The 26,926-nt window shown below is 67.8% G+C and carries 28 protein-coding genes and 1 pseudogene; 7 read left to right on the top strand and 22 right to left on the bottom strand.

Features of this window, described 5'->3' with window-relative positions; genetic code table 11:
* The 7 genes from ACHAAJ_RS02905 to ACHAAJ_RS02875 all read right to left on the bottom strand — a co-directional run bounded on the left by ACHAAJ_RS02905 (position 1) and on the right by ACHAAJ_RS02875 (position 9,682).
* Positions 1-420, bottom strand: a complete 420-nt coding sequence (locus ACHAAJ_RS02905; protein WP_435726405.1) for a hypothetical protein — start codon at positions 418-420, stop codon at positions 1-3.
* Entirely contained in the window at positions 407-2,329 is a 1,923-nt protein-coding gene (gene typA / locus ACHAAJ_RS02900; RefSeq protein WP_435726403.1) for a translational GTPase TypA, read from the bottom strand. Before typA ends, ACHAAJ_RS02905 begins: the two co-directional genes overlap by 14 nt.
* 210 nt (positions 2,330-2,539) lie before the next feature.
* Positions 2,540-4,243 carry an ABC transporter ATP-binding protein gene (locus ACHAAJ_RS02895; RefSeq protein WP_435726401.1) on the bottom strand — a complete coding sequence of 568 codons (1,704 nt, stop codon included), beginning with the start codon at positions 4,241-4,243 and terminating at the stop codon, positions 2,540-2,542.
* Positions 4,240-5,277, bottom strand: coding sequence for an ABC transporter permease (locus ACHAAJ_RS02890; RefSeq protein WP_435726399.1), 1,038 nt, complete (start codon positions 5,275-5,277; stop codon positions 4,240-4,242). The genes ACHAAJ_RS02895 and ACHAAJ_RS02890 overlap by 4 nt, the downstream gene beginning before the upstream one ends.
* 40 nt (positions 5,278-5,317) lie before the next feature.
* Complete coding sequence (locus ACHAAJ_RS02885; protein ID WP_435726397.1) at positions 5,318-6,835, bottom strand: ABC transporter permease; 1,518 nt, start codon at positions 6,833-6,835, stop codon at positions 5,318-5,320.
* Between the two features lie 112 nt (positions 6,836-6,947).
* Positions 6,948-8,750, bottom strand: a complete 1,803-nt coding sequence (locus ACHAAJ_RS02880; RefSeq protein ID WP_435726395.1) for an ABC transporter family substrate-binding protein — start codon at positions 8,748-8,750, stop codon at positions 6,948-6,950.
* 386 nt (positions 8,751-9,136) lie between these two features.
* Positions 9,137-9,682 carry a DinB family protein gene (locus tag ACHAAJ_RS02875; protein WP_435726393.1) on the bottom strand — a complete coding sequence of 182 codons (546 nt, stop codon included), beginning with the start codon at positions 9,680-9,682 and terminating at the stop codon, positions 9,137-9,139.
* A gap of 55 nt (positions 9,683-9,737) precedes the next feature.
* On the opposite strand from ACHAAJ_RS02875, the pseudogene ACHAAJ_RS02870 reads away from it, so the two are divergent.
* The 3 genes and pseudogenes from ACHAAJ_RS02870 to ACHAAJ_RS02860 all read left to right on the top strand — a co-directional run.
* Positions 9,738-9,994: pseudogene (locus ACHAAJ_RS02870) on the top strand (DUF8821 family protein); the annotation flags it as partial.
* 269 nt (positions 9,995-10,263) lie between these two features.
* The gene (locus tag ACHAAJ_RS02865) at positions 10,264-10,437 is read left to right on the top strand and encodes a hypothetical protein (RefSeq protein WP_435726391.1); all 174 of its coding nucleotides are present in this window, start codon (positions 10,264-10,266) and stop codon (positions 10,435-10,437) included.
* A 30-nt stretch (positions 10,438-10,467) separates the two neighbouring features.
* Entirely contained in the window at positions 10,468-10,761 is a 294-nt protein-coding gene (locus ACHAAJ_RS02860) for a hypothetical protein (RefSeq protein ID WP_435726389.1), read from the top strand.
* 292 nt (positions 10,762-11,053) lie between these two features.
* Here ACHAAJ_RS02860 and ACHAAJ_RS02855 read toward each other — a convergent pair whose 3' ends face one another.
* The 5 genes from ACHAAJ_RS02855 to ychF all read right to left on the bottom strand — a co-directional run bounded on the left by ACHAAJ_RS02855 (position 11,054) and on the right by ychF (position 13,774).
* Entirely contained in the window at positions 11,054-11,311 is a 258-nt protein-coding gene (locus ACHAAJ_RS02855) for a type II toxin-antitoxin system RelE family toxin (protein ID WP_435726388.1), read from the bottom strand.
* Between the two features lie 9 nt (positions 11,312-11,320).
* Positions 11,321-11,566, bottom strand: a complete 246-nt coding sequence (locus tag ACHAAJ_RS02850; protein WP_435726386.1) for a type II toxin-antitoxin system Phd/YefM family antitoxin — start codon at positions 11,564-11,566, stop codon at positions 11,321-11,323.
* 160 nt (positions 11,567-11,726) lie between these two features.
* Positions 11,727-11,942 carry a cupin domain-containing protein gene (locus ACHAAJ_RS02845; protein WP_435726385.1) on the bottom strand — a complete coding sequence of 72 codons (216 nt, stop codon included), beginning with the start codon at positions 11,940-11,942 and terminating at the stop codon, positions 11,727-11,729.
* A gap of 27 nt (positions 11,943-11,969) precedes the next feature.
* Positions 11,970-12,548 (bottom strand): hypothetical protein, encoded by a 579-nt coding sequence (locus ACHAAJ_RS02840; protein ID WP_435726383.1) that lies wholly within the window; start codon positions 12,546-12,548, stop codon positions 11,970-11,972.
* A gap of 140 nt (positions 12,549-12,688) precedes the next feature.
* Positions 12,689-13,774, bottom strand: a complete 1,086-nt coding sequence (ychF, locus tag ACHAAJ_RS02835; RefSeq protein ID WP_435726381.1) for a redox-regulated ATPase YchF — start codon at positions 13,772-13,774, stop codon at positions 12,689-12,691.
* A gap of 54 nt (positions 13,775-13,828) precedes the next feature.
* Here ychF and ACHAAJ_RS02830 point away from each other — a divergent pair, with 54 nt between their 5' ends.
* Positions 13,829-15,091 (top strand): DNA recombination protein RmuC, encoded by a 1,263-nt coding sequence (locus ACHAAJ_RS02830; protein WP_435726380.1) that lies wholly within the window; start codon positions 13,829-13,831, stop codon positions 15,089-15,091.
* A gap of 47 nt (positions 15,092-15,138) precedes the next feature.
* Here the strand turns inward: ACHAAJ_RS02830 and ACHAAJ_RS02825 are convergent, their stop codons facing one another.
* Both ACHAAJ_RS02825 and ACHAAJ_RS02820 read right to left on the bottom strand, forming a co-directional pair.
* Positions 15,139-16,233, bottom strand: a complete 1,095-nt coding sequence (locus tag ACHAAJ_RS02825; protein ID WP_435726379.1) for a 4-hydroxy-3-methylbut-2-enyl diphosphate reductase — start codon at positions 16,231-16,233, stop codon at positions 15,139-15,141.
* Between the two features lie 10 nt (positions 16,234-16,243).
* Positions 16,244-17,146 (bottom strand): hypothetical protein, encoded by a 903-nt coding sequence (locus tag ACHAAJ_RS02820; RefSeq protein WP_435726378.1) that lies wholly within the window; start codon positions 17,144-17,146, stop codon positions 16,244-16,246.
* 118 nt (positions 17,147-17,264) lie between these two features.
* On the opposite strand from ACHAAJ_RS02820, the gene xseA reads away from it, so the two are divergent.
* Together xseA and ACHAAJ_RS02810 are read left to right on the top strand one after the other, a co-directional pair.
* The gene (gene xseA / locus ACHAAJ_RS02815) at positions 17,265-18,566 is read left to right on the top strand and encodes an exodeoxyribonuclease VII large subunit (RefSeq protein WP_435726377.1); all 1,302 of its coding nucleotides are present in this window, start codon (positions 17,265-17,267) and stop codon (positions 18,564-18,566) included.
* A complete protein-coding gene (locus ACHAAJ_RS02810; protein WP_435726375.1) occupies positions 18,559-18,804 on the top strand; it encodes an exodeoxyribonuclease VII small subunit in 246 nt (81 codons plus the stop codon). The genes xseA and ACHAAJ_RS02810 overlap by 8 nt, the downstream gene beginning before the upstream one ends.
* 25 nt (positions 18,805-18,829) lie before the next feature.
* Here the strand turns inward: ACHAAJ_RS02810 and ACHAAJ_RS02805 are convergent, their stop codons facing one another.
* The 7 genes from ACHAAJ_RS02805 to ACHAAJ_RS02775 all read right to left on the bottom strand — a co-directional run bounded on the left by ACHAAJ_RS02805 (position 18,830) and on the right by ACHAAJ_RS02775 (position 25,089).
* Complete coding sequence (locus tag ACHAAJ_RS02805; protein WP_435726373.1) at positions 18,830-19,795, bottom strand: PPK2 family polyphosphate kinase; 966 nt, start codon at positions 19,793-19,795, stop codon at positions 18,830-18,832.
* Between the two features lie 41 nt (positions 19,796-19,836).
* Positions 19,837-21,051 carry a pyridoxal phosphate-dependent aminotransferase gene (locus ACHAAJ_RS02800; RefSeq protein ID WP_435726372.1) on the bottom strand — a complete coding sequence of 405 codons (1,215 nt, stop codon included), beginning with the start codon at positions 21,049-21,051 and terminating at the stop codon, positions 19,837-19,839.
* 158 nt (positions 21,052-21,209) lie between these two features.
* Entirely contained in the window at positions 21,210-22,175 is a 966-nt protein-coding gene (locus tag ACHAAJ_RS02795) for an ABC transporter substrate-binding protein (protein WP_435726371.1), read from the bottom strand.
* Positions 22,172-22,867, bottom strand: a complete 696-nt coding sequence (locus ACHAAJ_RS02790) for an ABC transporter permease (protein WP_435726589.1) — start codon at positions 22,865-22,867, stop codon at positions 22,172-22,174. Before ACHAAJ_RS02790 ends, ACHAAJ_RS02795 begins: the two co-directional genes overlap by 4 nt.
* Before the next feature lie 5 nt (positions 22,868-22,872).
* Positions 22,873-23,577: an ABC transporter permease gene (locus tag ACHAAJ_RS02785; RefSeq protein WP_435726370.1), complete on the bottom strand. Its 705-nt coding sequence runs from the start codon at positions 23,575-23,577 to the stop codon at positions 22,873-22,875.
* Entirely contained in the window at positions 23,564-24,607 is a 1,044-nt protein-coding gene (locus tag ACHAAJ_RS02780) for an ABC transporter ATP-binding protein (RefSeq protein ID WP_435726368.1), read from the bottom strand. The genes ACHAAJ_RS02785 and ACHAAJ_RS02780 overlap by 14 nt, the downstream gene beginning before the upstream one ends.
* Positions 24,604-25,089, bottom strand: a complete 486-nt coding sequence (locus ACHAAJ_RS02775) for an NUDIX hydrolase (protein WP_435726366.1) — start codon at positions 25,087-25,089, stop codon at positions 24,604-24,606. Before ACHAAJ_RS02775 ends, ACHAAJ_RS02780 begins: the two co-directional genes overlap by 4 nt.
* Before the next feature lie 68 nt (positions 25,090-25,157).
* Here ACHAAJ_RS02775 and ACHAAJ_RS02770 point away from each other — a divergent pair, with 68 nt between their 5' ends.
* Complete coding sequence (locus ACHAAJ_RS02770) at positions 25,158-25,649, top strand: Lrp/AsnC family transcriptional regulator (RefSeq protein ID WP_435726364.1); 492 nt, start codon at positions 25,158-25,160, stop codon at positions 25,647-25,649.
* On the opposite strand, the gene ACHAAJ_RS02765 is transcribed toward ACHAAJ_RS02770, so the two are convergent.
* The gene (locus ACHAAJ_RS02765) at positions 25,618-26,880 is read right to left on the bottom strand and encodes an MFS transporter (RefSeq protein WP_435726362.1); all 1,263 of its coding nucleotides are present in this window, start codon (positions 26,878-26,880) and stop codon (positions 25,618-25,620) included. The two genes, ACHAAJ_RS02770 and ACHAAJ_RS02765, sit on opposite strands and share 32 nt — an antisense overlap.
* Between the last annotated feature and the right edge of the window lie 46 nt (positions 26,881-26,926).

The following is a 26,926-nucleotide window of genomic DNA, read 5'->3' as shown; positions in this document are numbered from 1 at the left end:
CTAGTGTTTGCGCATGGCCCGGGCGCAGACCAGCAGTGCGAGGACGGTCGCCGCGACGATGCCGTACATCCACACGACGCCGGCCAGGGCCGGGCCCGGGAGCGCCTCGTGGTTGGCCCACGAGAGGATGAGCCGATTCCGCTCGTCCAGGGACACCCACGCGACCAGCGCGTAGGCCGCGATGCCAGCCATGGCCGCGGCCCAGACACGTTCGGCGTAGATACCGGCGGCCGTGAACAGACTCCCCGCGAAGACGAGCGCCAGCAGCGCACCCCACGGAAGGGGCGTGTCGCCGGCGTAGTGCAATTGCGCGTGCAGGAGGGTCCCGACGACCGCCGCCAGCCCGCCCGCCACCAGGGCGGCGATGACGGCTGTGGCGGTCGCCAGGGAACCCGTGCGGGCCTCGCTAGGAGCGGGCACGTGCGCGCTGCGACTTCTGGCGCTCGCTCACGTTCAGGATCAGCTTACGGATCCGGATGGCCTCCGGAGTGACCTCCACGCACTCGTCCTCGCGGGCGAACTCGAGCGACTCCTCCAGCGTCAGCTGGCGCGGCGGGGTGAGGTTCTCGAAGGAGTCCGAGGAGGCCGCGCGCATGTTGGTGAGCTTCTTTTCCTTCGTGATGTTCACGTCCATATCGTCGGCGCGCGAGTTCTCGCCGACGATCATGCCCTCGTAGACCTCGGAGGTCGGCTGGACGAAGAACGAGCCGCGCTCCTGCAGGTTGATCATGGCGAACGGGGTGACGACGCCGGCCCGGTCAGCGATCATCGAACCGTTGGTGCGGTACTCGATGTCACCTGCCCACGGCTCGTAGCCCTCGGCGATCGAGGCGGCGATGCCGGCGCCGCGGGTGTCCGTCAGGAACCGGGTGCGGAACCCGATCAGGCCGCGGGCCGGGACGATGAACTCCATGCGGACCCAGCCGGTGCCGTGGTTGGACATGTTGGTCATGCGGCCCTTGCGAGCAGCCAGCAGCTGCGTGACGGCGCCGAGGTATTCCTCGGGGACGTCGATGGTCATGTGCTCCATCGGCTCGTGCAGCTTGCCGTCGACCGTCTTGGTGACGACCTGCGGCTTGCCGACGGTGAGCTCGAAGCCCTCGCGGCGCATCTGCTCCACCAGGATGGCGAGCGCGAGTTCGCCACGGCCCTGGACCTCCCAGGCGTCGGGACGCTCGGTCGGGAGGACCTTGAGCGAGACGTTGCCGACGAGCTCCTTGTCAAGTCGGTCCTTGACCTGGCGCGCGGTGACCTTGGCGCCCTTGACGCGGCCGGCCAGCGGGGACGTGTTGATGCCGATGGTCATGGAGATCGCGGGATCGTCCACGGTGATCAGCGGGAGCGGCTTCGGGTTGTCGAGGTCGGTGAGGGTCTCACCGATCATGATGTCCTCGATGCCGGCGACGGCGACGATCTCGCCGGGTCCGGCCGATTCGGCCGGAACGCGGGTCAGGCCCTTGGTGGCCAGCAGTTCGGTGATCTTGACCGTCTTGAGCTGGCCGTCCTGGCGGGCCCAAGCGACCTGCTGGCCCTTGCGGAGGGTGCCGTTGAAGATACGCAGGAGTGCGAGGCGGCCCAGGAACGGGGACGCGTCAAGGTTGGTGACGTGCGCCTGGAGGACTTCCTCCGGGTTGTAGGACGGCGCCGGCACGTGCTCCATGATGGCGGCGAACAGCGGCTCGAGGTCCTCGGAGTCCGGCAGCGTCCCGTCCTCGGGCTTGTTGGTGGACGCGCGGCCGGCCTTGCCGGAGGCGTACACCACGGGGACATTCAGCACGGAGTCCAGGTCCAGGTCCGGCACCTCGTCGGAGAGGTCGGAGGCCAGGCCGAGCAGCAGGTCCATGGAGTCGGAGACGACGCCGTCGATGCGCGCGTCGGGGCGGTCGGTCTTGTTGACGACCAGGATGACGGGCAGCTTGGCCGTGAGCGCCTTGCGCAGCACGAAGCGGGTCTGTGGCAGCGGACCCTCGGACGCGTCGACGAGGAGGACGACGCCGTCGACCATGGACAGGCCGCGCTCGACCTCGCCACCGAAGTCGGCGTGGCCCGGGGTGTCGATGACGCTGATGGTGACGTCCTTGCCCTGGGCCGACGGGCCCTGGTAGAACACCGTGGTGTTCTTCGCGAGGATGGTGATGCCCTTTTCGCGCTCCAGCTCGCCGGAGTCCATGACGCGGTCTTCGGTCTCTCCGTGGGACGAGAAGGCGCCCGTCTGCCCCAGCATGGCATCCACCAGCGTGGTCTTGCCATGGTCGACGTGGGCGACGATGGCTACGTTGCGCAGGTCGTCGCGACGTGCGGTGTTGTTTGCCGAGGTGAAATCTGACATGCGTTCTCAGGCTCGCTTCATTTGGGGTTTGGGGTCAGTGCGGTGGGGCCACGGCTGACCCAATCAACCATTCTAACCGCTGGGAAAAATCAACCCAAACCAGTGGGCGCGCCGCCATGGCGCGGCGGGCGTTTCGGGGGCACATCTGTGCGATCCCACGTGCGACCCGTTTGACGCGGAGGCCCCGATTTGGCAACCGGGGCTAGCCGGTTAGGCGACGTCCTCATCGAGCCGGATGAGCGCACGCCGGGCCTCGCGCCGATCGCGCTGCTCGCCCGGCTCGGGGACGGGCGCGGCCGCCAGCAGGCGCTTCGTGTAGTCCTCCCGGGGATGGTGGAGGACTTCCTTCGTCAGTCCCATCTCCACGGTCTTCCCGTCCTTCATCACGACGACGGAGTGGGACAGCATGTCCACCACCGCCAGGTCGTGGCTCACGAACAGGCAGGCGAACTCGTAGCGCTCCTGGAGTTCGGCGAGCATCTCCAGCACCGCCGCCTGCACAGAGACGTCCAAGGCCGACGTCGGCTCGTCGGCGATGAGGAGGTCCGGGTCGAGGGTCAGGGCACGCGCGATGGAGACGCGCTGGCGCTGGCCGCCGGAGAGCTCGTGCGGATACCTGTTGATCACCGAGCGCGGAAGGCGGACGGCGTCGAGGAGTTCTCCGCACCGGGCGAGGCGGGACTTCCGGTCCCCCGCCTTGTGGATCACCATGGGCTCGGTGATGCAGTCGCCGATCGGGAACCGCGGGTTCAGCGAGGCCGCGGGATCCTGGAACACGACGCCGATCGTGGAGCGCACCGCACGGGCCTCCCGTGTGGAGAGCTTCCCCAGGTTCGCGCCCTTCACCGCCAGTGTCCCGCCTGCGACGGGGAGCAGACCCAGGACGGCCTTGGCAATGGTCGACTTGCCGGACCCCGACTCGCCCACGATCCCCAGAATCTCGTTCGAGGCCAATTCGAAGGAGACGCCGTCGACCGCACGGAACTGCTTTCCGCGCATGTCGTATTCGAGGATCAGGTCCCTCGCCTCGAGCACCAGCTTGCGCTCCGGCGCCGCAGCCCGCACCTCAGCATCGGCGTCCCCCGAGAGCACGTCGACTTGGGTGAGGCGCGGCACGGAGGCGAGCAGTTTCTGCGTATAGGGGTGCTGCGGGTCGTTGAGCACTCCTTCCACAGTCCCTGTCTCCACCAGCTGACCCTTGAACATCACCGCGACGCGGTCCGCCAGGTCGGCCACGACACCCATGTTGTGGGTGATCAGGAGGATGCCCGTGTCCAGTTTGTCCTTTAGCTCACGCAGCAGGTCGAGGATCTCCGCCTGCACCGTGACGTCCAAGGCCGTGGTTGGTTCGTCGGCGATGATGACCTTGGGGCCGCAGGAGATCGCCATGGCAATCACGATGCGCTGGCGTTGGCCCCCCGAGAACTGGTGCGGGTACTGGCGTATCCGCTTCTCAGCGTTTGGGATGCCGACCAGTTTCAGCAGCTCCAGCGCCCGGGCAGTGGCCTCTTCGCCGTAGGCCAGGCCGTGGAGCTCCAACGCCTCGGTGAGTTGGCGCTCGATGGTCAACACCGGGTTCAGGGCCGTCATGGGCTCCTGGAAGACCATGGCGATGTCCGTGGCGCGCATCTTGCGCAGCTTGTTCTGGTCCATGCCGACCACATTGATGCCGCCAACACGCGCCGCTCCCGTGATCCGCGCGTTGCCGGGCAACAACCCCATCGCGGCGGTGGACGTGACGGACTTGCCCGATCCGGATTCGCCCACGAGCGCAACGACCTCGCCGGGCCGGACCTCGAGCGAGAGTCCCTTGACTGCGTGGACGTCTGCGAACTCCGTTTCGAAAACAACGTTCAGGTCCTCGAAACTGAGGACGGGGGTCTGGTCCACGCGTACTTCGGTTGAGGCGCTCATTTCCTGACCGCTCCCTTCTTTTGCCGCCGAACGGACTTGGTTTGCCGGGGATCGAAGGCGTCCCTCATGCCGTCGCCCAGGAAGTTCACGCTGAGGGCGATGGCCAGGATCGTCATGCCGGGCCACCAGAAAAGCCACGGACGGTTAGTGAAGGCGTTCTGGTACTGGCTGATGAGGAGCCCAAGCGAGGAATCCGGCGCCTTCACGCCGAATCCCAGGTAGCTGAGGGACGTCTCCAACAGGATGGCGCCGGCCACGGCGAACGTGGCGTTGACCACGATGACCCCGATGGTGTTCGGCAGCAGGTGCTTGAAGATGATGCGGCTGGTCTTGGAACCCATGGCCTGGGCGGCGGCGACGAATTCGCGTTCCCTCAGGGACAAGACCTCGCCACGGACCAACCTGGCCAGCCCCGTCCACGTGACGAGGCCGAGGACCAGGGCAAGCATGACGGTCGAGTTCCCGGACTGGCTGGCGATCTGTCCCAGCACGGCGGCCAAAACCAGCAGCGGAATCACAATGAAGAGGTCCGTGACGCGCATGAGGATGGCGTCGACCCACCCGCGGAAGTACCCGGCGACGGCACCGACCACCGCACCGATCACGGTGGCGACGACACCCACGATCACGGCGATGATGATCGACTGCTGCGTTCCGCGCATGACCAGGGCGAAGTAGTCCTTGCCCGTGGAGTCCTGCCCGAACGGGTGCTCGCCCCATCGCAGGCCGTCCCCGCCGAGCAGCGAGGGGATCAACGATAGCGTCGGCCTCCCCCCGTCGACCACCGTGCCGGCCAGGATGTAGCTCTTGTCCCACCAACCGGGGATGCCCGCGAAACCGATGGAGGTGAATGCCATGACGGCGATGAAGACCAGCGTCACGGCGGAAACCATGGCGGCCTTGTGCGCGAAGAAGCGTCGCCGGACCAGCTGGCCCTGGCTCAGCGATACGGTGGTCTTGCGCAGCAGTGCCGCGTCTTCGGCGTCGGCGAGGGAGACGATTTCGACGTCGGTCGGCTCCTTGTTGACCGTCATGCCCAGGCCTCCTTCGTCGTTGTGCCCGTCGTTTTAATGCTCATACCCTGATCCTCGGATCCAATATCGCGTAGAAGATGTCGGCCAGCATGTTGAACAGCACGGCCGCCGTGCCGGTCACCAGGAAGAACGCCATCACCGGCGCGGGATCCACCTGGGTGAGGCCCGTCCGGAACAGCTCGCCCATTCCCTTCCAGCCGAAGACCGACTCGGTGATCACGGCGCCGCCGATCAGACCGGCAAAATCGAACGCGGCGATCGTCGCGATCGGAATCATGGCGTTGCGGAACGCGTGGCGGAAGATCACGGTGCGTTCGGAGAGGCCCTTGGAGCGCGCCGTCCGAATGTAGTCCTGCTGGCCCACTTCGAGCATCGACGAGCGGGTGTAGCGGCTGTAGCTGGCGAGGGAGATGATCGCCAGGAGAATGGTCGGGAGCAGCAGCTGCGCCCCCTTGTCCAGGAAGTCCTCCCAGAACGTCCCGGCGAAGTTCGGTGTTTGCGAGCCGATCGTCGCGATGGGACGTGGCTTGATCGCCAGGAAACCCGGCCATGCCCGGAAGATGTGGTCCACGGTGGTCAGGGCCGCGGCCACAAGCCCCGTGGCGACGCTGACGGCCATGGCCTGGCTGCGGAGCCATCCCCCCATGAAGTGCCCCAGCAGGGCCGGAAGAACCACGGCCATGATGCCGCCGCCGACGAGGATCCACACATTCGGCTCCTCCAGCATTCCGAAGGTGACGAAGTAGAGGATGGCGCCAAGGGCCACTGTCGCCAGCGCGGGGTAGAGGACCTTGGTGTTCCGCAGGCCCACGCTCATCGCCGTGCCGGAGAGGGCCACGCCGAGGGTGAGCAAGATGACCGCGCCGAACCCCAGCTGCGGGAAGCGGAAGAAGTTCAGCCACGTGAGGTAGGGAATGACCATGGCAACGAAGCCGGCCGAGACGAGGAACGTGACGGCGCGCCGCTTGCGGTTTCCGCCGAGAAAAACCTGCATGAGAAATCCGACGACCAGGGCGATCACGACGATCTGGGGAACGCTGAATTCGGGCTGCCTGATCCAGTCGTTGTATCCGATCGCCATGTACTCCTTGAGCAGCACGGCGGCCCAGAAGACTGGCAGGGAGAAGAAGAGAAACGTCAGGAAAGTGACGCCGTAGTCGAGGCCGGAATACTGGCGGACGGCTGTCAGGACGCCGATGGCAATGCCCAGCACGGCGGCCAACACGGTGGCCAGAAGGACCAGTCGGAGGGTGGAGCCCGCCGCAAGCGCGAGGAGGTCGATGACCTCGATGCCCTGCCGGTTGGTGCCGAGGTCGCACTGCAGCGTGAAGCATTTCCCGACGCCGACGAGCCAGGTCCAGTACCTCTGGTACCACGGCAGGTCGAGGTCCATGAACTCGATCCGCTGCTTCATCAGGTTTTCGCGGTTTTCCGCGTTGCTTTCCCTGAGTTCGGCGAGCGGGTCGCCGGAGTTGACCACTAGGACATAGAGCAAAAGCGAGGCCGCGAACAGGATTCCTATCGATGCGGCGAGCCTTCGCAGAATGAATCTCAACACTGCAAGAAACGACCTTTCCTAACCGTGGTACACGGCCACCGTGGGCGGCGTGCAGGTGGGGCCCGACGCTGGATGCGCCAGGCCCCACTGTTGCGCTGTTGCCGTCAGGCGGCTACTCGGCGCGAACCCACTGTTCCGCGTTCCAGACGATGCCGCCTTGGGTCGCCGTGTCGCGGACGTTCAAGACATCCGCCGAGGATGCCCCGAGGCCCGGGTGGGCGAACACCGGAATGCCGTGAAGGTCATCCCACAGCAGCTTCTCGATGTTCTTGGTCTCCTCCAGGTGGACCTCGGTGTCCAGCGTGGTCACCAGACGGTTCCAGGCGGCGTCGACCTCCTTGTTGGAGTACTGGCCGTAGTTCTGTGGCTTACCCGTTGCGTAGATGTTCTCGCCGGACGTGATCTGTCCGGAGCCGGCCCACGCGAAGAGTGCCACTTCGAAGTCACCGCGCTCCAGGCTTCCGCCCGGTGCGAAGAACTTGGCGTCTCCGCCATCGACGATTTCGAATCCTGCCTGGTCACAGGAGGACTTAATCATCGCCACCTGCTCTGTGCGGCGCGGGTTCGGCGAAGAGTAGCCGATGCGGACCTTCTTGCCGGTCGCACCCTCCGCGTCGACGATCTCCTTGGCGCCCTCGATGTCCACCTCGTCGTACTGACCGCTGTAGGACGTGGAGACGATGTCGTCGTAGTTGTCCTGGAAAGTGAACACCTCGCGGGCGTTCATGACCTCGGCCTCGGGGTTGAGCGGCTTGATCAGGTTGTCCACGATCTGCTGACGCGGAACGCACATGGCGAAGGCCTTGCGCAGTTCCAGGTTGTCGGCAAAGAGTGCACCGTCGCCGAAGTTGAAGTCGAGGTGCTCCCAGGTCAGTGAGTCACCCGTGTGAATCTGAACGGTTTCCTCACCCAGCGCCTCAAGCTGCGCCAGCGTGTCCACCGTAGCCTGCGGTTCGATGACGTCGATGTCACCGTTCTGCAGCGCTTGGACCATGGTGTCTGGAGCTGCGAAGCGGATGACCAGTTCCTTCGTCGCCGCCGGCGTGCCGTAGTAGTTCTCGTTGGCCACGAGCGTCACCGACTGGCCGGGCTCCCACGAGGAGAGCTTGTAGGGGCCGTTGACCGGGACGAGTGCCTCGTCCGGCAACGTACCCGGCTTGGTGTTCCAGCCGGTGTTCCAGAATTCGGCGGCCTTCTCCAGCTTCTTCGAGTCGCCCGCGCGGGCGGCTTCGACGAATTCCTCTACGGAGAGTCCACCCTGCTCGGCCACGACGTGGGCCGGCTGCGCCATCAGGACCTGGATCGCGTAGTCCGGGTCCGGGTTCGCGTAGGTAAGGGTGAATTCCTTGCCCATCGGATCGCCCTCGGGCCCCTTCGGTACCGTGTCGCCCAGGTCCTGGGAGACGGAGTTGAAGAGCGGGGTATCCCCCTTGGCCAGATTGACGTTCTGCGTGGCCCACGCGAGCACCGCATCGGCCACCGTGATGTCCGTCCCGTCGGACCATTTGGCCTCCGGGTTGATCGTGTACTTGACGGTCATCGGATCTTCGCTGACCACCTCGTAGGTGCCGAGGTCCTCATTCGGGTAGATCTTGCCGTCCGTGCCGAAGTAGGAGAAACCCACCAGCATGCGGTCGACGACAGCCGAGTTGTACGTGCTGTAGCTTTCCGGCGTCAACCCGTTGTAGCTGATGAAGTCTTCCGCACCAACCGAGTAGCTGATGGAGTCGTCTTTGGTGGTGATGTCGCCGAGATCCGCCAGACCGGTATTGGTCGGCTCAACGGTGAATTTGCCGGTCGATTCGCTCGAGGGCGACGCATCCGTGTTGCCCTCGCCGCCTGGCGCACACGCACTGAGAACCAGCCCGAGGGCGGCGCCTACGGCAACAGCCTTGGAAATACGCTTCAAACGCATTCCGCCTCCTTGTTTTTAGGTGTGTTTTCAAGCCAAGCTCTGCACTTGTCCCCGACGTCCCCGCTAAACGTGGCGCGTCTCACAAGCAGAAACTTTAGACCGGCCCCGCGTTTTTGGATATAAAAATCTCGTTTCAGAATGCGATGTTATGGAGTCGCAACTTTTGGCCCATCGCGTCACCTCTACCCCTCCACAACCGCGGACTGGCGCGGATCCCCGGGAAATCAAGGATTTGCTTCACATTGGGTTTTACCAATTAGTGCCCCTCGGGCGGGGAAGCATTGGGCGAAAAGTAGGGAAGCCTGTGGAACCGATCGGGCGTGTCACGGCTTCCATGGGCGAGCCGCCGATCCACTATCAACGGCGCCCGTCGCGACGGCCCCGAGTCACGCTCGGTGGCGCGCCCACCAACCGGCGCCCTGCTCCGGGAGATTGCCGACGCCGTCGCGTAGGCCGGCGGCGCCGTCCAGGGATTCGCGCACGACGTCGGCGTGCCCGGCATGGCGCGCGGTCTCGGCGATCATGTGGATCAGCACCGTGTGCAGCGTGACTGCGCCCCGGTCGCCCCACCACGGCACGTGCCCGACGTGTTCGAGATCCACATCGTTGATGGTCTCGTCGGCGAAGGCCCAAGCACGGCGGTAGAAGGCGACGATGTCCGCCGAGGCCTCCTCCGCCGTCGCCCACATGTCGGCGTTGTCCTCGGCAGCGTCGCCGACCCAGGGGATGGTTTCGGGGACGGGGCGTCCAAACACCTCGCCGAAGTAGCCGAACTCGACCGTGCCGAGATGCTCGACAAGCCCGAGCAGATTGGTCCCCGTTGAGGTCGCGGGCCAGCGCATCTCCCGCTCCCCCAGCCCATCGAGCTTCCAGATCAGGGCATCGCGCTGGCTCTGCAGGTACCTGTGCAACGTGTCCTTGGCAGTCTCCATGGAGGTCAGACTCTGCCTACCGCCTACGCGTTGCCGCGCCCGCTGGACGGCCCCGCACGACTTCACGGTCAGCCCCGCGTCCGACGTTTCCGACGTCGTCGCATGGGTACATCGCATCCTCGAGGAGGAACGCGACATCGTCGCCGAATCCCCTCCCCTCGAGGCCATCGAATTCGGGCAGTCGAATTCAAGCTGTCCGACGGCATGGAGATTCCCGAGGAGTTGGCGTCGCGCTTCAAGTTCGCGCGCCAGAAGTCGAAGCTGGCCGGGGACATCCGCGGTTCGTACCTCGTCATCAAAGGCGAGTACTGACCTTCCGCTCACGACAGGTCAAGACTTGACATCCTATTGACGACAAGGAGGTCATGTGGGAGTGAAGTGACGCACATCACCCATGGGGGCGTCAGTACAGGGGCGGTAGCCATGTCGTAGTCACATCTTCGGAACACAGCGCCCCTCATGGCATCACCCGGGGCCGGGCGGCAATGTGTGGGTCACGGAAGGCGCGACGGAGTTCAACTCGGAGACGTTCGAGGAGACGAACCACATCGGACGCATCACGCCGAGAGGCGACATCACCGATGTTTCCCTTCACCTGCGGCTGCGCCCCCATCGACATCGTCGACGGAGCCGACGGCAACCAGCTCACGACCAATTTCGGAACCGGCATCGTCCGCCACGCCAACGAGCTGTGGGGGTCGGGCAGCGGGGCGCTATGGCGCTACCAAGTTCTGGCCGGACACTTCGCGGAGTAAGGTCTGTTCACCAGCCGGTTCAGCGACTGCGTGGGGTATGTCGACCCGCTCACCCTCGCCGTTCAGTTGTTCAACAGCGGGGATCCGTCCGGGCCACAGGACATCAAGTCGGTCGACGACGGCAGCATGTGGTTCATGAGGGCCGAAGGCGGCAACGTCGTCAACATCACCCCAGACGGCGTGATGACCGCGGCGGGTAAGGACGCGCCGCAGGACGGTGGGCTGAAGGACGCGCTCGGCGTCGTTGTCCGGCCCGATCCTGACGGTGCTGGCAAGGAAAGCGCCTCCGTCTGGTTCACCAAGCCGTCGACCAACACCATCTGATCCGTCACCAAGAACTAGCGCGGGCAAAAACGAGTGTGCCCGGGCCACCGGCCCCGGCACACTCGTTGGCGTGTGCGCAGTGTGGTTAAGACGCTGTCGATCAGACGTTGAAGCGGAACTCCACCACGTTCAGCACCTAAATAACCTATGAATGTCCCGCTCGCTGTGCGAGCTAACCTTACTGGACGCCGGGTCTAACGCCATTGGCAGGTGGCCATAGACCCGTGTGCCGGTTCGGTTTCCGCAAGCACGTCAAAAAAACTCCCTTCCCTGCCCGACAGCCGACACCATCTCACCGGTACACCTCTCGGCGATGGCCGACCCGCAGCACCAGGACGACCAGCTCATCATCTTGGACATCGTAGACGATTCGGTAGTCGCCGACGCGAATACGGAATTCGCCGTCGCCTCCCTTGAGTTGAATGCAACCAGGAGGGCGCGGGTCGCTGGCGAGTCCCCCGATCGCATCAAGCAATCGCCGGGCCGTGGGCTTGTCGAGTTTCCGGATGGTCTTCGCTACTGAAGGGACATAACTGATCGAATACGGCATCGAACCGGATCAGAAGCCAAGCTCACGCACGAGCTCCTCGTGGGAGACCCGCCCCATCTCGGTGCGGGCCTGCGCGGCACCATGGATGTCAGCCTGGTCCTCCAGCGCCTGCAGCGCACGATCGAAGAACTCGGGCGAGACGACGACAGCACGACGCCCGGCCCCGCGCGAGGTGATCTCAACCGGTTCACGCTGGGCCGCAGCAATGTAGTCACTTTGCTGGTTACGGAACTGGGACAAGGTCACGGAAGTCATGAACCAATAGTACAACTTGTACAAGTTGTACTCAAGAGTCCGCGAATTAGGCAGTCGGACGTTAGGGTGCGAACCTCAATGCCACCTAGTTCCGGCAGTTATCAGCCTTGGGCCACGCGTCTTTGACCGGCTTCCTACGCAAATTCTCGCAGGTCCGCCGTCATCTCCCCACCGGCGTCACCGTACTCATCGTCCCGCTCGGTTCGAGAAGGACCGCGTGCACCTCACCGTCCACCATCGGGCAGTGCTCGGTGCCCCAGGGAACGACATACAAGTCACCAGGGCCGAGGACGACGTCGCCACCACGCATCAGGATCCTGAGCTCGCCGCTCGCGACCAGGATCAGCTCGTCCGTTTCGGGGTGACAATGCCACACGAAACAGTTAGCTGTCGGAGCTCTAACTCAAGCTGCGCCACTCACGCACGGCGGGATGCTTGCGATTGGCATCGTGGTCAGAAACGCGGCTAGATCGCTCAGGCGCCGCTGATCCTCGTTCACCGAGGCATCGATGAGGCAGTTGAAAGCGAGCGCAACGTCGCGCGGGACTGGAACATTTTCAACCTCCTGCGACAAGTCCATTTCCGGGTACTCGACGCGGAGCTTCGGAAGACTACGCACCAGTTCCGATGAGCCCCTGTGGTTCGCTACGGCACTACGATCAAGGCTTCCGCGACCGAGCATCACTCCGGTAGGCAGGCGATTGATCACCTCCCTCACGGAGTGGCATATCAGGAGAACCCGGGTTCGTTCATAACCGGGATCCGGTGCCTCGGCCAACAGTTGCCTCGCGACCCGGTAGGTGTTGCCGAGTTCGGGCTTCTGCGCCTCGAGCCATTCGGCGACCGCGCGCTGCTGAAAGAGGGCGTCGCTGGCCGTGCTCAACTCGGCGTTCGTCTCATACTGCCGCCTGATCTTCGCGGCCGCAAGCTGCTCGTCATATGGATTGGACTCGCGAAAGCTAGGAGCCGTTGCCTCTCCCATCGCCTGTACCTGCGCGAACAAGCCAACCTGAATACCACACAGCGCTACGCACTCTAATTTGGAGCTTTACTCCTTGGGCTGTCGCCGGGAGGGTTACATACCACACGAACTCGGATCGCAGACGTTGAACCGGAACTCAATTAGACATTGAATCTAAATTCGACGACGTCGCCGTCCTTCATCACGTATTCCTTGCCTTCGATCCGGGCCTTGCCCGCGGACTTGGCGGCGGCAACGGATCCGGCGGCGACCAGGTCGTCGAAGCCGATGACCTCGGCCTTGATGAAGCCGCGCTGGAAGTCGGTGTGGATGACGCCGGCGGCCTGCGGGGCGGTGTCGCCCTTGTGGATGGTCCACGCGCGCGTTTCCTTGGGACCGGCCGTCAGGTAGGTCTGCAGGCCAAGCGTCTCGAAGCCGACGCGGGCCAACTTGTCCAGGCCCGATTCCTGGTAGCCGGCGTCCTCGAGCATCTCGGCGGCCTCCTCCTCGGTCAGCTCGGCGAGCTCGGACTCGAACTGCGCGTCCAGGAAGATCGCCTCGGCCGGCGCGACGAGGGCGGAGAGCTTGGCCTTCATTTCCTCGTCGCCCAGCCCGGCCTCGTCGGTGTTGAAGACGTAGATGAACGGCTTGGTGGTCATGAGCTGCAGCGGCGCGAGCTCCTCGAGATCGACCTTCGCGGCGGCGGCGCCGGCGAAAAGTGTTGTCCCCTCTTCGAGCACCTTCTGCGCGGACTTGACCGTTTCGATGAACGACGCCTCGATCTTCTTGGCGCGGAGTTCCTTGTCCAGGCGCGGAAGCTGGTTCTCGATGGTCTGCAGGTCGGCCAGGATCAGCTCGGTGGCGATGGTCTCGATGTCCGACGCCGGATTCACCTCGCCGTCGACGTGGACCACGTCGGAGTCCTCGAACACGCGGGTCACCTGGCAGATGGCGTCCGCCTCGCGGATGTTCGCCAGGAACTTGTTTCCCAGGCCCTCGCCCTCGGAGGCGCCCTTGACGATGCCCGCGATGTCGACGAAGGACACGGTCGCGGGCAGGATGCGGTCGGAGGAGAAGATCCCGGCCAGCACCTTCAGCCTCGAGTCGGGCAGGGGCACGACGCCGACATTGGGTTCGATGGTCGCGAACGGGTAGTTCGCCGCCAGAACCTGCGCGCGGGTCAGTGCGTTGAACATGGTTGACTTGCCGACATTGGGCAGTCCGACGATTCCAATAGTAAGAGCCACGGGAGAAGAGTCTACCTGCCCCATTCCGTCGGTGGCGGCTGGCACAGTGGAGACATGGACGCAATCGGCTGGATAGTGGCAGGTCTCACCCTGATCGTCGGGGCCCTCGCGGGCGCCGCCGCCCTGTGGTGGTTCGGTATCAGGGGCACGCTCGCGGGCCTTCGCCAAGCGAACGACGACGCGGCGCGGCGCCTGGGCGACGCGACCACGGCCCTCGCGGCGGTCCAAGCGGAGAAACACATGCTCCAGGGACGCGTGGACGAGGACCGCGAGCGCGGCCGCCGGGACCAGTCCGTGCTCCAGGCGCTGGCCCCGGTCGCGGAAAAGCTCCACCAGGTGCAGACACAGGTTTCGATCCTGGAACGGGACCGCGTCGAGCAGTTCGGACAGCTCAGCCAGCAGTTGGCGATGGCCGCCGAACAGGATGCCGCCTTGCTGCGCACAACCGCTTCGCTGGCGGGCGCGCTGCGCAACAACGCGGCGCGCGGCACGTGGGGCGAGGTTCAGCTGCGGCGGGTGGTCGAGGCCGCCGGCATGCTCAACCACGTGGATTTCTCGGAACAGACCACCACCCACACCGGCCAACGGCCCGACCTCGTCGTGTCACTGCCGGGCGGCAAGTCCGTCGCCGTGGATTCGAAGGTTCCGCTGGCGGCCTATCTGCAGGCCCAGGAGCTGGACACGGACGCGGATCCGTCCCTGCGCTCCCGCCAAGCCGAACTACTCCTCGCCCACGCCAAGGCGCTACGCGCCCATGTGGACGCGCTGGGCTCGAAAAAGTACTGGGATTCGGTGCCCGGCAGCCCCGAGCTGGTGGTCTGCTTCCTGCCGGCTGAGTCGTTCCTGGCCGCGGCCCTGTCCGCCGACGCCGGACTGATGGACCACGCGTTTTCCAAGAACGTCGCGCTGGCCTCGCCCGCAACGCTGCTGTCCATTCTCAAGGGGCTGGCCTTCGCCTGGCGGCAGGAGTTGCTGACGGAGAACGCCAAGGCGCTCTTCGAGCACTCGCGGGAGCTCTACGAACGGCTCGGCACCATGGGCGGGCACGTGACGCGGTTGGGCAATTCCCTGAAGTCCAGCGTGGAGAAGTACAACTCGTTCGTCGGCGCGCTGGAGTCCCGCGTGCTGCCGTCCGCGCGGCGGATCCAGGAACTCGATCCGGGGCTGGGCTCGGACCCGGCCACCAGAACAGCGCTCGAGGCCGCTCCGCTGGAGGCGACACCACGGGTGCTCAGCGCGACCGAACTGCTCGACGAGCGGCAGTTGGAGGAGAACGCGAGCTCCGGGCAATGTCGGGATGCCCGCGCGGCTGGCTAGCGTCGCGGGCCCGGCGCGGCGGACGCTAGTTCGCGGTTCAGCCGCCGCTAGTTCGCCGGTCGCGCCCCGCGGCCGCCGAGCCCCACGGAGCCGTCGCCGGCCTCCTTGAGCTTGGCGCGCAACTCCTTCGGCAGTGAGAACAGGATGTCCTCCTCGGCCGTCACGATTTCCTCGGCCGGGCCGAAACCGTACTCGGACAACAGGTGCAGCACATCGCGCACCAGCACCTCGGGCACGGATGCCCCGGAGGTCACGCCAACCGTCGAGACGCCCTCGAACCAGGTTTCGTCGATCTCGTTCGCGTAATCCACCCGGTATGCCGCCTGGGCGCCGTACTCCAGCGCCACCTCGACGAGGCGCACGGAGTTCGACGAGTTCGACGATCCCACCACGAGGACGAGATCGGCATCCGGGGCGATCTTCTTGATGGCCACCTGTCGGTTGGACGTCGCGTAGCAGATGTCGTCGCTGGGCGGATCCTGCAGGTTCGGGAAGCGGTCCCGGAGAATGCGGACGGTTTCCATGGTCTCGTCCACGGACAGCGTGGTCTGCGAAAGCCAGATCAGCCTGTCCGGGTCGCGGACCTCGATGGTCGCCGCTTCCTCGGGGTTGTTGACGATCTGCGTGTGCTCGGGCGCCTCGCCGTAGGTGCCTTCAACCTCTTCGTGGCCTTCGTGGCCGATCAGCAGGATCTCGTAGTCGTCCTTCGCGAACCGCACGGCCTCGCGGTGGACCTTGGTCACCAGCGGGCAGGTCGCGTCGATGGTGCGGAGGTTGCGGTCGTCCGCGGACTGCACGACGGCGGGGCTGACGCCGTGCGCGGAGAAGATCACCAGCGCGCCCTCGGGGACCTCGTCGGTCTCCTCCACGAAGATCGCCCCGCGCTCCTCGAGCGTCGTCACGACGTGCAGGTTGTGCACGATCTGCTTGCGGACGTAGACCGGCGGCCCGTAGTGCTCCAGCGCCTTCTCCACGGCGATGACGGCCCGGTCGACGCCGGCGCAGTAGCCGCGGGGGGCGGCCAGCAGGACGCGCTTGGGTCCCTCGACCGGAGCCGCGGCCGCGACGTCCTCGGGGCTGCGCCGCCGGCGTGGAACCTGCGGCATGGGCACGGAGACCGGAGCGGTGGCGGTGGTAGGCATGGGGTCAATTCTAGCCGGTCGAATGGCGGCGGCTCAGGGCGTGGGCCACAAGGGAGACAACCATCACGGCCGCGCCGCCGACCAGCGTCCCCGTGGCGACGGGGACCAGCTGGCCTCCGAGGCCGGACACGAGTGTGTCCGTCACGATGGCCTCCAGTGTCGCGCCCGAACCTCCGGGCGCCGCGGCACCGGTGGCCAGGTCCCCGGCCGCCACTCGCGCGGCGAATCCCGCCACGGCCAGGACCGCCCCGCCAAGCGCCAGAACCAGCCAACGGCCCCGGCCGGCGACGGCGAAGGCGAGCAGCGTGGCGACGCCGGATCCGGCCGCGCACCAGATCCACAGCCCGGCCTGCGCGACGGCGGCGGCAAGGGGCTCCTGGATCGGGTGTCCGTCCGGCGGAACGCCGAGATCGAACACCACGGACGTCTCCGGCCGCAGGCCCTCCACCATCCCTCCGAGGCCTATCGAGCCGGCCGATTCGGCCAGTTTGGCGTATCCGAGCGCGGCCACCGGGCCGATGTCCAGCCCCACGCCCGCGTCCTCCGAGTCCCCCGCATGGACCGCGCGGAGCTGCGCGACGTAGTCCTCCCTAGTGAGGTCGATGGTCTTCAGCCACGCGGCCTCGAATCCCGGGTCCGTGACGATTGCGTCGAGTGCCTGGCCGGTCGCCTGCTCGATAACGGGCTCCAGCGCGTCGGGGATGGCGACCTCATCGGGCAACCGATCGGTGATTACCGCCGCGAGCCGCGGAGCCAGCGCCTCGAGGAAGGCTGGGTCGCCGGACAGCGGGCCGGCCACCGCCCGGGCCTGCTCCGGCGTCTCGGCCAGTCGCTCCAGGTACGAACCGGCGATGGCGAGGCACGCGAGCGCGGCAGCCAACAGGATCAACGGCACAGCCAAGAACGTCCTCATCCGGGCCCCTCCCGGGCCGCCGGGGAGTGGCTGGCCCAATTTGTCCCACCTTACTGATATTGATTGAGGGGTCGGACCGCTCCGGACCGGACCGAAACGAGCAACGGGAAGGACCACCGTGGACGAGCAACGCGCGGACGTTTCGTCGCTGCCCGCGACCGCCGCGGAAACCTCCCCCGACTCCCCCTGGCCGCTCCGCGTCTTCTCGGAAAAGCTCAAGGCGCACATCGAGCGCTCCCCCGACGTCTGGATCGAGGGCCAGCTCCTCGAGGCCAACCTCCGCAACGGGCACGCCTACCTGACCATGCGGGACGTGGACGTCGAATACTCCCTGTCCGTCAACGTGTGGGCGCCCGTGATGCGGAACCTCGACTCGCGGCCGGAAGTCGGAGCCCGCGTGGTGGCCCGTGTCCGCCCCAACCTCTACCTGAAGACCGGCCGGCTCTCCATGACGGCGTCGGATCTGCGTCCCGTCGGCCTCGGGGACCTGTTGGCCCGGCTGGAGCGCCTGCGCCAGTCCCTGGGCGCGGAGGGGCTCTTCGACGCCTCGCGGAAGCTGCCGCTTCCGGTCCTGCCGCACCGTGTGGGGTTGATCACCGGCCGAAATTCGGATGCGGAAAAGGACGTGGTGCGCAACGCGTCCCTGCGCTGGCCCGGCGTCGAGTTCGAGATCCGCAACACCGCGGTCCAGGGCGTCAATGCCGTCCGCGAGGTCGTTGCCGCGCTGCGTGAACTCGACGCGATGGAGACGGTGGACGTCATCGTCATCGCCCGCGGCGGGGGCGCGCTCGAGGACCTGTTGCCGTTCAGTGCCGAGGAGCTGGTCCGCGCCGTCTCCGCCGCCACCACGCCCGTGGTCAGCGCCATCGGGCACGAGGCCGACCGCCCCCTCCTCGACGACGTCGCGGACGTTCGCGCCTCCACCCCCACGGACGCGGCCAAGCGGATCGTTCCCGAGGTCGGGGAGGAGCGCCAGCGGATCGAACAGGCCCGTGTCCGGCTGGACCGGGCCGTCCACCAGTTCGTCGAACGCGAGTCCCACCGGATCGAATCGCTGCGCACCCGTCCCGTCATGGCCCATCCCGCGGGCATGGTGGACGTGCGCGCGGAGGACGTGGACCGACTGCGCGTCCGGTCGCTCCAATCGATGCGCTCCGCGCTCGCCCGGGGATTCGACGCCGTCGCGCACCTGCGCGCTCAGGTCCGGGCCCTCTCGCCGCAACAGACCCTGGACCGCGGCTACGCGGTGGTCCAACGCCCCGGCGGCGCCGTCGTCCGGGATCCCGCCGACGCTCCGGCCGGCACCGAACTCACGGTGCGGGTCGCCCGCGGCCGGCTTGCCGCCGTCGTACTCGAGAACGCGTCCAACGCGCACACCACGACCGAGGACACCACCACCGAAGGGACCTCCCATGCCTGAGACCCAGACCAACGCGGACATCGCCGAGCTGAGCTACGAGCAGGCACGCGAGGAGCTCGTCGCCGTCGTCGCCGAGCTGGAGGCCGGAGGCGCGAGCCTCGAGCAGTCGCTCACCCTGTGGGAGCGCGGCGAGGCGCTCGCGGCCAGGTGCGAGGCGTGGCTGGAGGGCGCGCGGCAGCGCCTGGAGGCGGCGCGGAAGGCTTCCGACGGGCAACCTGACGAAGAACAGGGGCGGTAGCCCGCCGGGCGGGCGCCGCGCGGGGCTAGCCCCCCGACTCGGCGAGCCGCCGCTTCTGTTCGTCGATGTCGAAGTCGGCCGGCGGCCATTGCGGACCCATGTCCTTGAGCGCGTCGATCACCAGCTGCTGCACGGCGATGCGCGCGTACCACTTCCGATCCGCCGGCACCACGAACCAGGGCGCCTCGTCGGAGTCCGTGCGCCGGATCGCGGTCTCGTAGGCATCCATGTAGCTATCCCACAGCTCCCGCTCGTCGATATCGCCCGGATTGAACTTCCAGTACTTGTCCGGACGCTCCAGCCGCTCGGACAGGCGCCCGTGCTGCTCTTCCTTGGAGATGTGCAACATGACCTTGATCAGCCGGGTGCCGGACGCGGCGACGCGCGCCTCGAACTGGCGAATGGCCCCGTAGCGCCGCTCGATCTCCTCCGCCGGCGAAAGCGCGCGCACCCGGTGGATCAGGACGTCCTCGTAGTGCGAACGGTCGAACACGCCGATGATCCCCGCCTCGGGCAGTTCGCGCTCGATCCGCCAGAGGAAGTCGTGGGACTTCTCCTCCTCGGTGGGTGCCTTGAACGCCCTGTGCGCCACCCCCTGCGGATCCACCGCACCGATGACGTGCCGGACGATTCCCCCCTTGCCGGCGGTGTCCATCGCCTGCAGGATCAGCAGGACACCGCCCGTGTTCTGCCCTCCACGGGAGGCCGCGAAGAAGCGCTCCTGGAGCTCGCTCAGCTCGCCGTCGGCCCGCGCGAGGGTAGCGGCGCCGTCGTCCTTGTCGCCCGGATAGCCGGGCGTGGACCGGGGATCGATGTCCGCCAAGCGGACGTCGGGGCCGGCCCGCAGCGTCTGGGACGGTGCCACCGCGAAGTCGACTCCCCGCCCGTCAGCGGCGGCCGCGTCCTCCACGACCGTGGGCTTCGAGCCCCTCTCGCCCTTGTTTCCGCCCTTGCCTTTGCCTTTGCCCTTGCCACGCTTTTTGTCGCCCATGCGCCCACTATGCCACCGTGGGCACACCGAGCGGGTGGTAGTCAGGCGCGGATATCCTCCAGGTAGGTGGCGATCCGGCCCACCGCGTCCTCGATGTCGCGGACATTCGGCAGGGTGACCAGCCGGAAGTGGTCCGGCGCGACCCAGTTGAAGGCGCGGCCGTGGGAGACGAGGATCTTCTGCTGCTTGAGCAACTCCAGCGCGAACTGCTCGTCGTCGCGGATGCGGTAGACCTCGGGGTCGAGCTTCGGGAACAGGTACAGGGCGCCGCGGGCCGGCTGGCAGCTGACGCCGGGGATCTCGTTGAGCAGCCGGTGCGCCGTGTCCGTCTGCTCCTTGAGGCGTCCGCCGGGCAGGATCAGGTCGTCGATCGACTGGTAGCCGCCGAGCGCGGTCTGGATGGCGTGCTGCGCCGGGACGTTCGCGCAGAGCCGCATGTTCGTGAGCAGGTTGATGCCCTCGATGTAGTCGCCGGCCAGGTGCTTGGGCCCGGAGATGGCCATCCACCCGGCGCGGAATCCGCAGACGCGGTACGCCTTGGACAGGCCGGAGAACGTCAGGATCAGGACGTCGTCCGCGAGGGAGGCGGTGTTGATGTGAACGGCGTCGTCGTACAGGATCTTTTCGTAGATCTCGTCGGAGAACACCACCAGGTTGTGTTTGCGTGCCAGCTCCAGCATCCCGTCGAGGATGTGCCTGGGGTACACGGCCCCGGTGGGGTTGTTCGGGTTGATGATGACCATGCCCTTGGTGCGCGGGGTGATCTTGGCCGCGATGTCCTCCAAGTCCGGCAGCCACCCCTCCTCCTCCACGTTGAGGTAGTGCACGGGGGTTCCGCCAGCGAGCGAGACCGACGCGGTCCAGAGCGGGTAGTCGGGCGCCGGGATCAGGATCTCGTCGCCGTTGTTCAACAGGGCGTTGAGGCTGAGCGTGATCAGTTCGGACACGCCGTTGCCGAGGTAGATGTCGTCCACGCCGATGGTCTGGATACCGCGCGTCTGGTAGTACTGCGAGACGGCCGTCCGGGCGGAGAAAATCCCGCGGGAGTCGCTGTAGCCCTGGGCGGTGGGGAGGTTCCGGATGATGTCCACCAGGATGGCGTCCGGCGCCTCGAAACCGAACGGCGCCGGGTTGCCGATGTTCAGCTTCAGGATGCGGTGCCCCTCGGCCTCCATGCGCTGGGCGTGCTCAAGCAGTGGTCCACGGATGTCATAGAGGACGTTGTGGAGCTTGGACGACTGCTTGAATTCTGGCATTTGCCAAGCTTCTCACAGCGTCGCGACGGGGCACGGAATTGTGAGCAAAACAACGCGGGGCGCCGCCGCCGCGCCCGAAGGCATTCGACGGCGGCGCCCCCGCCGGGTGCCGCGCAGCCGGGCCGCGCCCGGCCGGCCGGCGCGGCGGGCCCGCCTTGCTACTCGGTAAAGCCCTTTTCCTGCAGCCATTCGGCGGCGGCCTCGGCCGGCTCCAGCTTGGCGTCGCCGGAGACGGAGCGGTTGAGGTCGATCAGGTCCTCCGTGGTCAGCTCCGCGGAGACCCGGTTCAGCTGCTCGGCCGCGGCCTCGCCGACCACCTCGGTGTTCACCAGCGGCAGCACCTGCTGGGCGATGAAGTTGTCCTTCGGGTCCTCCAGCACCACCAGCGAGTTGTCCGCGATGGACGGGCTGGTGGTGAACACGTCCGCGACCTGCACCTGGTCGCTGATGAGCGCCTTGATGGTCAGCGGGCCCCCGCCGTCGGCGATCGGCTCGAACGACTTCGGCGTGCAGCCGTACTTCTCCTCCAGCCCGGGCAGTCCGTAGGCGCGGGTCTTGAACTCCGGGGGCGCGCCGAAGACCAGCTCGTCGCAGACCTCCGCCAGGTCCTCGATGCTCGTGAGCGAGTACTCGGTGGCCGTGGCGGACGTGACGACCAGCGAGTCCTTGTCCTCGGCCGAGGACGCCTCGAGCACGCCGAGCCCCTCCGGGAGCGCCTCGTCCAGCGCGGTGCGGATGTCCCCCGCGGAGACGGCGGTGGCCTCGGCGTCGAAGAACAGCAGCAGGTTGCCGGAGTAGTCCGGGACGACGTCCGCGGAGCCGTCCTTGACGGCCTCGACGTACGCCTCGCGGGCGCCGATGCCGGGCGTCGTCGTGGCCTCGATGTCCGCGGCGTTGAGCGCCCCGGCGTAGAGCTCGGCGATGATCTGGCTCTCGGGGAAGTCGGCGGACCCGATCACCAACGGCCGGTCGACGCCGGACGCGGTGGCCTGCGGCTCGTCGTCGGCCAGCGGGTCGCCGCCGCCGCAGGACGCGAGGGCCAGCGTGGCCGCCAACCCGGCGGCGACGGACAGGGCCAGTCGCGTGCGGGAGCGGGGGGTGGGACTGGGGGTCTTGCGGTTCATGGTTTTCCTCCGGAATGGGTGGCAAGGCCCGGCGAGACGGCGAACTTCTGAACCACCGCCAGCACCGCATCAACAACAATAGCCAAGACGGCGATGACTAGGGCGCCGCCGAGAACCTGACCGTAGTCCCTCACGGCGATGCCGTCCATAAGAAAGCGGCCCAGTCCCCCGAGGTTGATGACCGCGACGACGGCGACGGTCGCCACGATCTGCAGCACCGCCAGGCGCAGCGCGCCCATCAGCACGGGCAGGGCGTTGGGCACCTCGACGCCGAAAAGCACCTGTGTCTCGGTCATCCCCACGGCGCGCGCGCCGTCCACCACCTGCCGGGGCACCGCGCCGATTCCCGCGGCCGTTCCCGCTAGGAGCGGCGGCACCGCCAGCAGCACCAGCGCCCAGATCGGCGGCATCACCCCGAGCGTCCCGGAGAGCAGGATGAACAGCGTGACCATGCCGAGGGTCGGCAGCGCGCGCAGCATGCCGGCTGCGGCGACGACGACGACCCGTCCCCTGCCCGTGTGCCCCACGTAGAAGCCGATCGGCACGGCGATCGCCAGGGAGATCGCCAGCGTGAGGCCCGTGTAGGTCAGGTGCTCGACGGTCCGGTCCCAGATGCCGCCCGGCCCGGACAGCGTCCCCGGGCGGGAGAGCCACTCGGCGAACTGGTCCACGGGTCCGGCCGCGAGCCGCACGGCCGTCACGGTGCGTCCCCGACGTGCGCCGGAACGACGACGGCGGCGACCGCCACGGGCACCGACGGCCGCGTCCACGGCGTCGTCAGCCGCTGCAGGCCGACCAGCGCGAGGTCCATGGCCAGCGCGAGCAGGAGCGTCGCGACGATGCCGACCATGATCTCGAAGGGGAAGTCGCGGCGCAGCCCGTCCATGAACAGCGTTCCGAGGTTCTCGATCCCGATCAGCGCGCCGACGCTGACCAGGGAGATGTTGCTGACGGAGACCACGCGCAGCGCGGGGAACATCACCGGCAGGGACAGCGGGAGGTCCACGGCGAAGAAGCGCCGCAGCGGCCGGTATCCCATGGCGTCCGCGGCGCGCAGGATGGCCGGGTCCACGGACTCCAGCGCGTCGGCCGCGCTGCGCACCAGCAGCGCCACCGCGTACATGGTCAGCGCGACGATCACGTTGGCCGGGTCCAGGATCTGCGTGCCCAGCACGGCGGGCAGCGCGACGAACAGCGCCAGCGACGGGATCGTGTAGAGCAGGGCGCTGAGCTGGATCACCGTCCCGCGCACCGCACGACGCCGGCGCGTTCCGTTGGCGCGCACGGCCCGGGCCAGCGGAATCGAGATCAGCGTGGCGAGCAACAGCGGCAGGATGGACTGGACCAGGTGCGAACCGGCGAGTTCGAACACCCGGTCCAGGTTGCGGCTAAGCCATTCCACGGGAACCCGGTTCCGCCGTGGCCCGGTCCGCCGTGATCGCAGCCGCCCCGTCCCGCGCAGGCTGCCGGGAATCGCCCCGTTCGATCGCCGCGACGACGTCGGACGCGCGGGCCACCCCGGCGTCCCGGCCGTCCGCGTCGGTCGCGACCGCGATCCGCCCGGGCGAGGCGAGCGCGGCGTCCAGCGCCGACCGCAGCGAACCCGCCGCCGGAAACCGCAGCGCGCCGGCGAGCGCGCCGGCGTCGTACTTGTCCAGCGGGCGCAGCTCGACACCGGCCGCGTCGAGGAAGGACAGGGCGCGGAACCCGCGGTCCCGCCCGACGAAGCGGGCGACGAAGTCGTTCGCCGGGGCCGTGAGGAGCTCCGGCGGCGGCGCGAACTGGTGGAGCACTCCCCCGGTGCCGAACACCGCCACCCGGTCCCCGAGCAGGACGGCCTCGTCGATGTCGTGCGTGACGAAGACAATGGTCTTGGAGAGCTCGGACTGGAGCCGCAGCAGCTCGTTCTGCAGCTCGCCGCGCACCACGGGATCCACGGCGCTGAACGGCTCGTCCATCAGCAGGATCGGCGGGTCGGCGGCGAGCGCGCGGGCCACCCCGACCCGCTGCTGCTGCCCGCCGGAGAGCTGTCCCGGGTACCGCGACGCCAGCCCGGGATCCAGCCCGACGCGCTCCAGCAGCTCCCCCGCCGCCGCCCGGGCGGCCGACTTGGACGCCCCGTTGAGCCGCGGCACGGTCCCCACGTTGTCCGCCACGGTGCGGTGCGGCATCAGCCCGCCCTGCTGCATGACGTAGCCCATGGAGCGCCGCAGCTCGTGGGGAGGAACGCCGGAGACGTCGCGCCCGTCCACCTCGATCCGTCCGGACGTCGGGTCCACCATGCGGTTGATCATCCGCAGCGAGGTGGTCTTGCCACAGCCGGACGGGCCGACGAAAACGGTGACCTTCCCGGCGGGGACGTCGAGGTTCAGCCCGCTGACGGCGGGCGCACCGCCGTCGTACCGCTTTTCGATCTCGCGGAACCGGATCATACGGCGCCCTCCTGCTGTTTGGCGTGGAAGAGTCCCAGCGCGTGGTCCACGCGGGTGGTGCGTTCTAGCCGGGCCACATCGGCGAGGTCGAACCAGGCGGCCTCGGTGGTGGTGCCGTCCGATTCGTTGGCGAGGACGCCGCCGACGATCTCCGCGCCGTAGACGACGGCGACGGTCTGCAGCGGACGCGCCGCCCCGTGCAGCCGCAGTTCCGGGGGGACGTGCCCGGAGTCGACCCCGAGCAGGCCGCTCAGCCGGACGTCGTAGCCGGTCTCCTCCGCGACCTCGCGCACGGCGGCGTCCTCGATCGCCTCGCCGAGTTCCACTCCCCCGCCCGGCAGGGTCCAGCGCGGGAGGAAGTCCGGGGCGCTCGCGCGCATGTCCCAGAGGGCCAGCAGGATCCTGCTCTCCCGAACCACCACGCAGTATGCGGCCAGCCGCGTGTCGAATCCGCGGTGCCGGGCCGGCTCGGGGCTGCTCATTGAACCAGCCTACTGTCAGGCCCCGCCGACGGGGAGCGGCGCGGCGCGGACTGTGGTGGAATGTTCCCATGCCCGCCGCACCGCAGAACCCGGCCCCCGCAGCCCTCGACGACGTCGACCGGCGCATCATCGCGGAGCTGCTGGCCGACGCGCGGATCAGCAACGCGGCGCTGGCCGAGCGCGTGGGCATCGCGCCGTCGACCGCCCTGCTGCGCACGCGGCAGCTGGTGGAGCGCGGCGTCATCCTCGGCTACCACGCCGAGCTTTCGCTACCCGCCGTGGGGCGCGGCGTCCAGGCCCTGATCGCCGTGAAGCTGCGCGTCCACGACCGCGTGGAGATCGACCGGTTCACCGGACGGGTCCCCGGCCTGCCCGAGGTGCTCTCGATGTTCCACGTCTCGGGCGGGACGGACTACCTGCTCCACGTGGCGGTCGCTTCCACGGACGCGCTGCGCGACTGGGTGCTGGACAACCTCGCGACGGACCCTGCCGTGGGACACACGGAAACGACGCTGGTGTTCAACCACGTCAAGGGGCAGACGGGACCGCTCCGGCCCTGATCCGCGGGGCCAGCGTGGCGGCCGCGACCGCCAGGCAGGCGGCCGCGCAGCACGCGGCGAAGGCGTTGACCGCCATCGGCAACCCGAAGGCGGCGGCGGCCAGTCCCAGTCCGAGCACCGGCACGGCGCTGCCCAGGTACGTGACCACATAGACCGTGCTGACCACCTGCGCGTGCTGGGCGGGTGCGACGGCCGCGGTCACGTCGTTGAACGCGGAACGGAACGCGGCGCCCTGCGCCAGCCCGGCAAGGATGCTGGCGGCGACCAGGAGTTCCAGGCTGCGCACGTGCCCCGCGACGGCAACCAGCACGACCCCGGCCGCCATCACGGTGAGCGCGCCGGGCAGCAGCCGGCGGCGGGCCCGGCCGAACAGCTGGCTCAGCGCCGAGGCCCCGAGGGTCAGGGCCGCGAGGGCGCCGGTCAGCACGCGGGATTCGATGGCGAACACCTGCGTGAAATACGTCGGCGCGAGGGACAGCCCGAAGCCGAACAGGGCGAAGCTGAGGAAGCCGACGGCGGCCGCCGTCCGGAACTGCGGCAGCGCCTCCCCGCCGAGCCGGAACCGGCGCGGCCGCAGCGCGCGGGGCGCCCGGCGTCCCGGTGCGGGAGCGAGCGCGGGACGGGCGCGCAGGACCCACAGCGGGACCAGCACCGCGGCGAGCAGGGCGCCGTGCACGAGGAACGGGGTGGACGTCGGTGCCGGAAGCCCGCTGAGCAGTCCGCCGGCGACCGGCCCCGCGGCGACTCCCCCGGCGGAGGCCAGCAGGGTGAAGCGGCTGGCCCACTCCGGGTGCAGCGGCAGGAGCTCGCGCAGCGCCGCGCTGCTGGCGCCGGTGGCGAGCGCGATCGCGGCGCCCTGGAGCGCGCGTCCGGCCACGAGCACGGGCAGCGACGGCGCGAAGGCGAAGACCAGTCCCCCCGCGAGGCCCACACAGACGGCCACGACCAGCGCGGCGCGGCGGCCGATGTGGTCCGACCAGTGCCCGTAGACGACCAGCCCGGCGATCAGGGCCAGGACGTAGGCGGAAAAGGCGATCGTGACGGCGAACGGTCCCAGGGCGAGGCGCTCCTGGAGCAACGGGTAGAGCGGCGTGGCCAGGTTCGCCCCGACCAGCAGGAGCGTCATGACGGTTCCGGTCAGGATCAGGCGGGTGCGCACCGAGGCGTCCCAGCCGTTCCTGGCGGCGACGTCCCCGGCTGCGCGCATGCGCAATTCGTTGATAACAGTCATGATGCAACCAGTGTGGGACCGCAACGCGCATGGTGATGCCCTTCAT

Source organism: Arthrobacter arnarulunnguaqae, from assembly GCF_051262515.1.
GTDB lineage: Bacteria > Actinomycetota > Actinomycetes > Actinomycetales > Micrococcaceae > Arthrobacter_N.
This window is presented reverse-complemented; position numbering and strand designations above follow the sequence as displayed.

What these genes read in the sequence shown, in the direction of transcription:
- ACHAAJ_RS02795 (WP_435726371.1), bottom strand. Translation starts at nt 22,175, where the DNA reads ATGAACCGCAAGACCCCCAGTCCCACCCCCCGCTCCCGCACGCGACTG.
- ACHAAJ_RS02880 (WP_435726395.1), bottom strand. Translation starts at nt 8,750, where the DNA reads ATGCGTTTGAAGCGTATTTCCAAGGCTGTTGCCGTAGGCGCCGCCCTC.
- ACHAAJ_RS02805 (WP_435726373.1), bottom strand. Translation starts at nt 19,795, where the DNA reads ATGGGCGACAAAAAGCGTGGCAAGGGCAAAGGCAAAGGCAAGGGCGGA.
- ACHAAJ_RS02780 (WP_435726368.1), bottom strand. Translation starts at nt 24,607, where the DNA reads ATGATCCGGTTCCGCGAGATCGAAAAGCGGTACGACGGCGGTGCGCCC.
- ACHAAJ_RS02855 (WP_435726388.1), bottom strand. Translation starts at nt 11,311, where the DNA reads ATGCCGTATTCGATCAGTTATGTCCCTTCAGTAGCGAAGACCATCCGG.
- ACHAAJ_RS02765 (WP_435726362.1), bottom strand. Translation starts at nt 26,880, where the DNA reads ATGACTGTTATCAACGAATTGCGCATGCGCGCAGCCGGGGACGTCGCC.
- ACHAAJ_RS02895 (WP_435726401.1), bottom strand. Translation starts at nt 4,243, where the DNA reads ATGAGCGCCTCAACCGAAGTACGCGTGGACCAGACCCCCGTCCTCAGT.
- ACHAAJ_RS02890 (WP_435726399.1), bottom strand. Translation starts at nt 5,277, where the DNA reads ATGACGGTCAACAAGGAGCCGACCGACGTCGAAATCGTCTCCCTCGCC.
- ACHAAJ_RS02830 (WP_435726380.1), top strand. Translation starts at nt 13,829, where the DNA reads ATGGACGCAATCGGCTGGATAGTGGCAGGTCTCACCCTGATCGTCGGG.
- ACHAAJ_RS02800 (WP_435726372.1), bottom strand. Translation starts at nt 21,051, where the DNA reads ATGCCAGAATTCAAGCAGTCGTCCAAGCTCCACAACGTCCTCTATGAC.
- ACHAAJ_RS02770 (WP_435726364.1), top strand. Translation starts at nt 25,158, where the DNA reads ATGCCCGCCGCACCGCAGAACCCGGCCCCCGCAGCCCTCGACGACGTC.
- ACHAAJ_RS02850 (WP_435726386.1), bottom strand. Translation starts at nt 11,566, where the DNA reads ATGACTTCCGTGACCTTGTCCCAGTTCCGTAACCAGCAAAGTGACTAC.
- ACHAAJ_RS02825 (WP_435726379.1), bottom strand. Translation starts at nt 16,233, where the DNA reads ATGCCTACCACCGCCACCGCTCCGGTCTCCGTGCCCATGCCGCAGGTT.
- ACHAAJ_RS02820 (WP_435726378.1), bottom strand. Translation starts at nt 17,146, where the DNA reads ATGAGGACGTTCTTGGCTGTGCCGTTGATCCTGTTGGCTGCCGCGCTC.
- ACHAAJ_RS02775 (WP_435726366.1), bottom strand. Translation starts at nt 25,089, where the DNA reads ATGAGCAGCCCCGAGCCGGCCCGGCACCGCGGATTCGACACGCGGCTG.
- ACHAAJ_RS02865 (WP_435726391.1), top strand. Translation starts at nt 10,264, where the DNA reads ATGTTTCCCTTCACCTGCGGCTGCGCCCCCATCGACATCGTCGACGGA.
- ACHAAJ_RS02840 (WP_435726383.1), bottom strand. Translation starts at nt 12,548, where the DNA reads ATGGGAGAGGCAACGGCTCCTAGCTTTCGCGAGTCCAATCCATATGAC.
- typA (WP_435726403.1), bottom strand. Translation starts at nt 2,329, where the DNA reads ATGTCAGATTTCACCTCGGCAAACAACACCGCACGTCGCGACGACCTG.
- ACHAAJ_RS02810 (WP_435726375.1), top strand. Translation starts at nt 18,559, where the DNA reads ATGCCTGAGACCCAGACCAACGCGGACATCGCCGAGCTGAGCTACGAG.
- ACHAAJ_RS02875 (WP_435726393.1), bottom strand. Translation starts at nt 9,682, where the DNA reads ATGGAGACTGCCAAGGACACGTTGCACAGGTACCTGCAGAGCCAGCGC.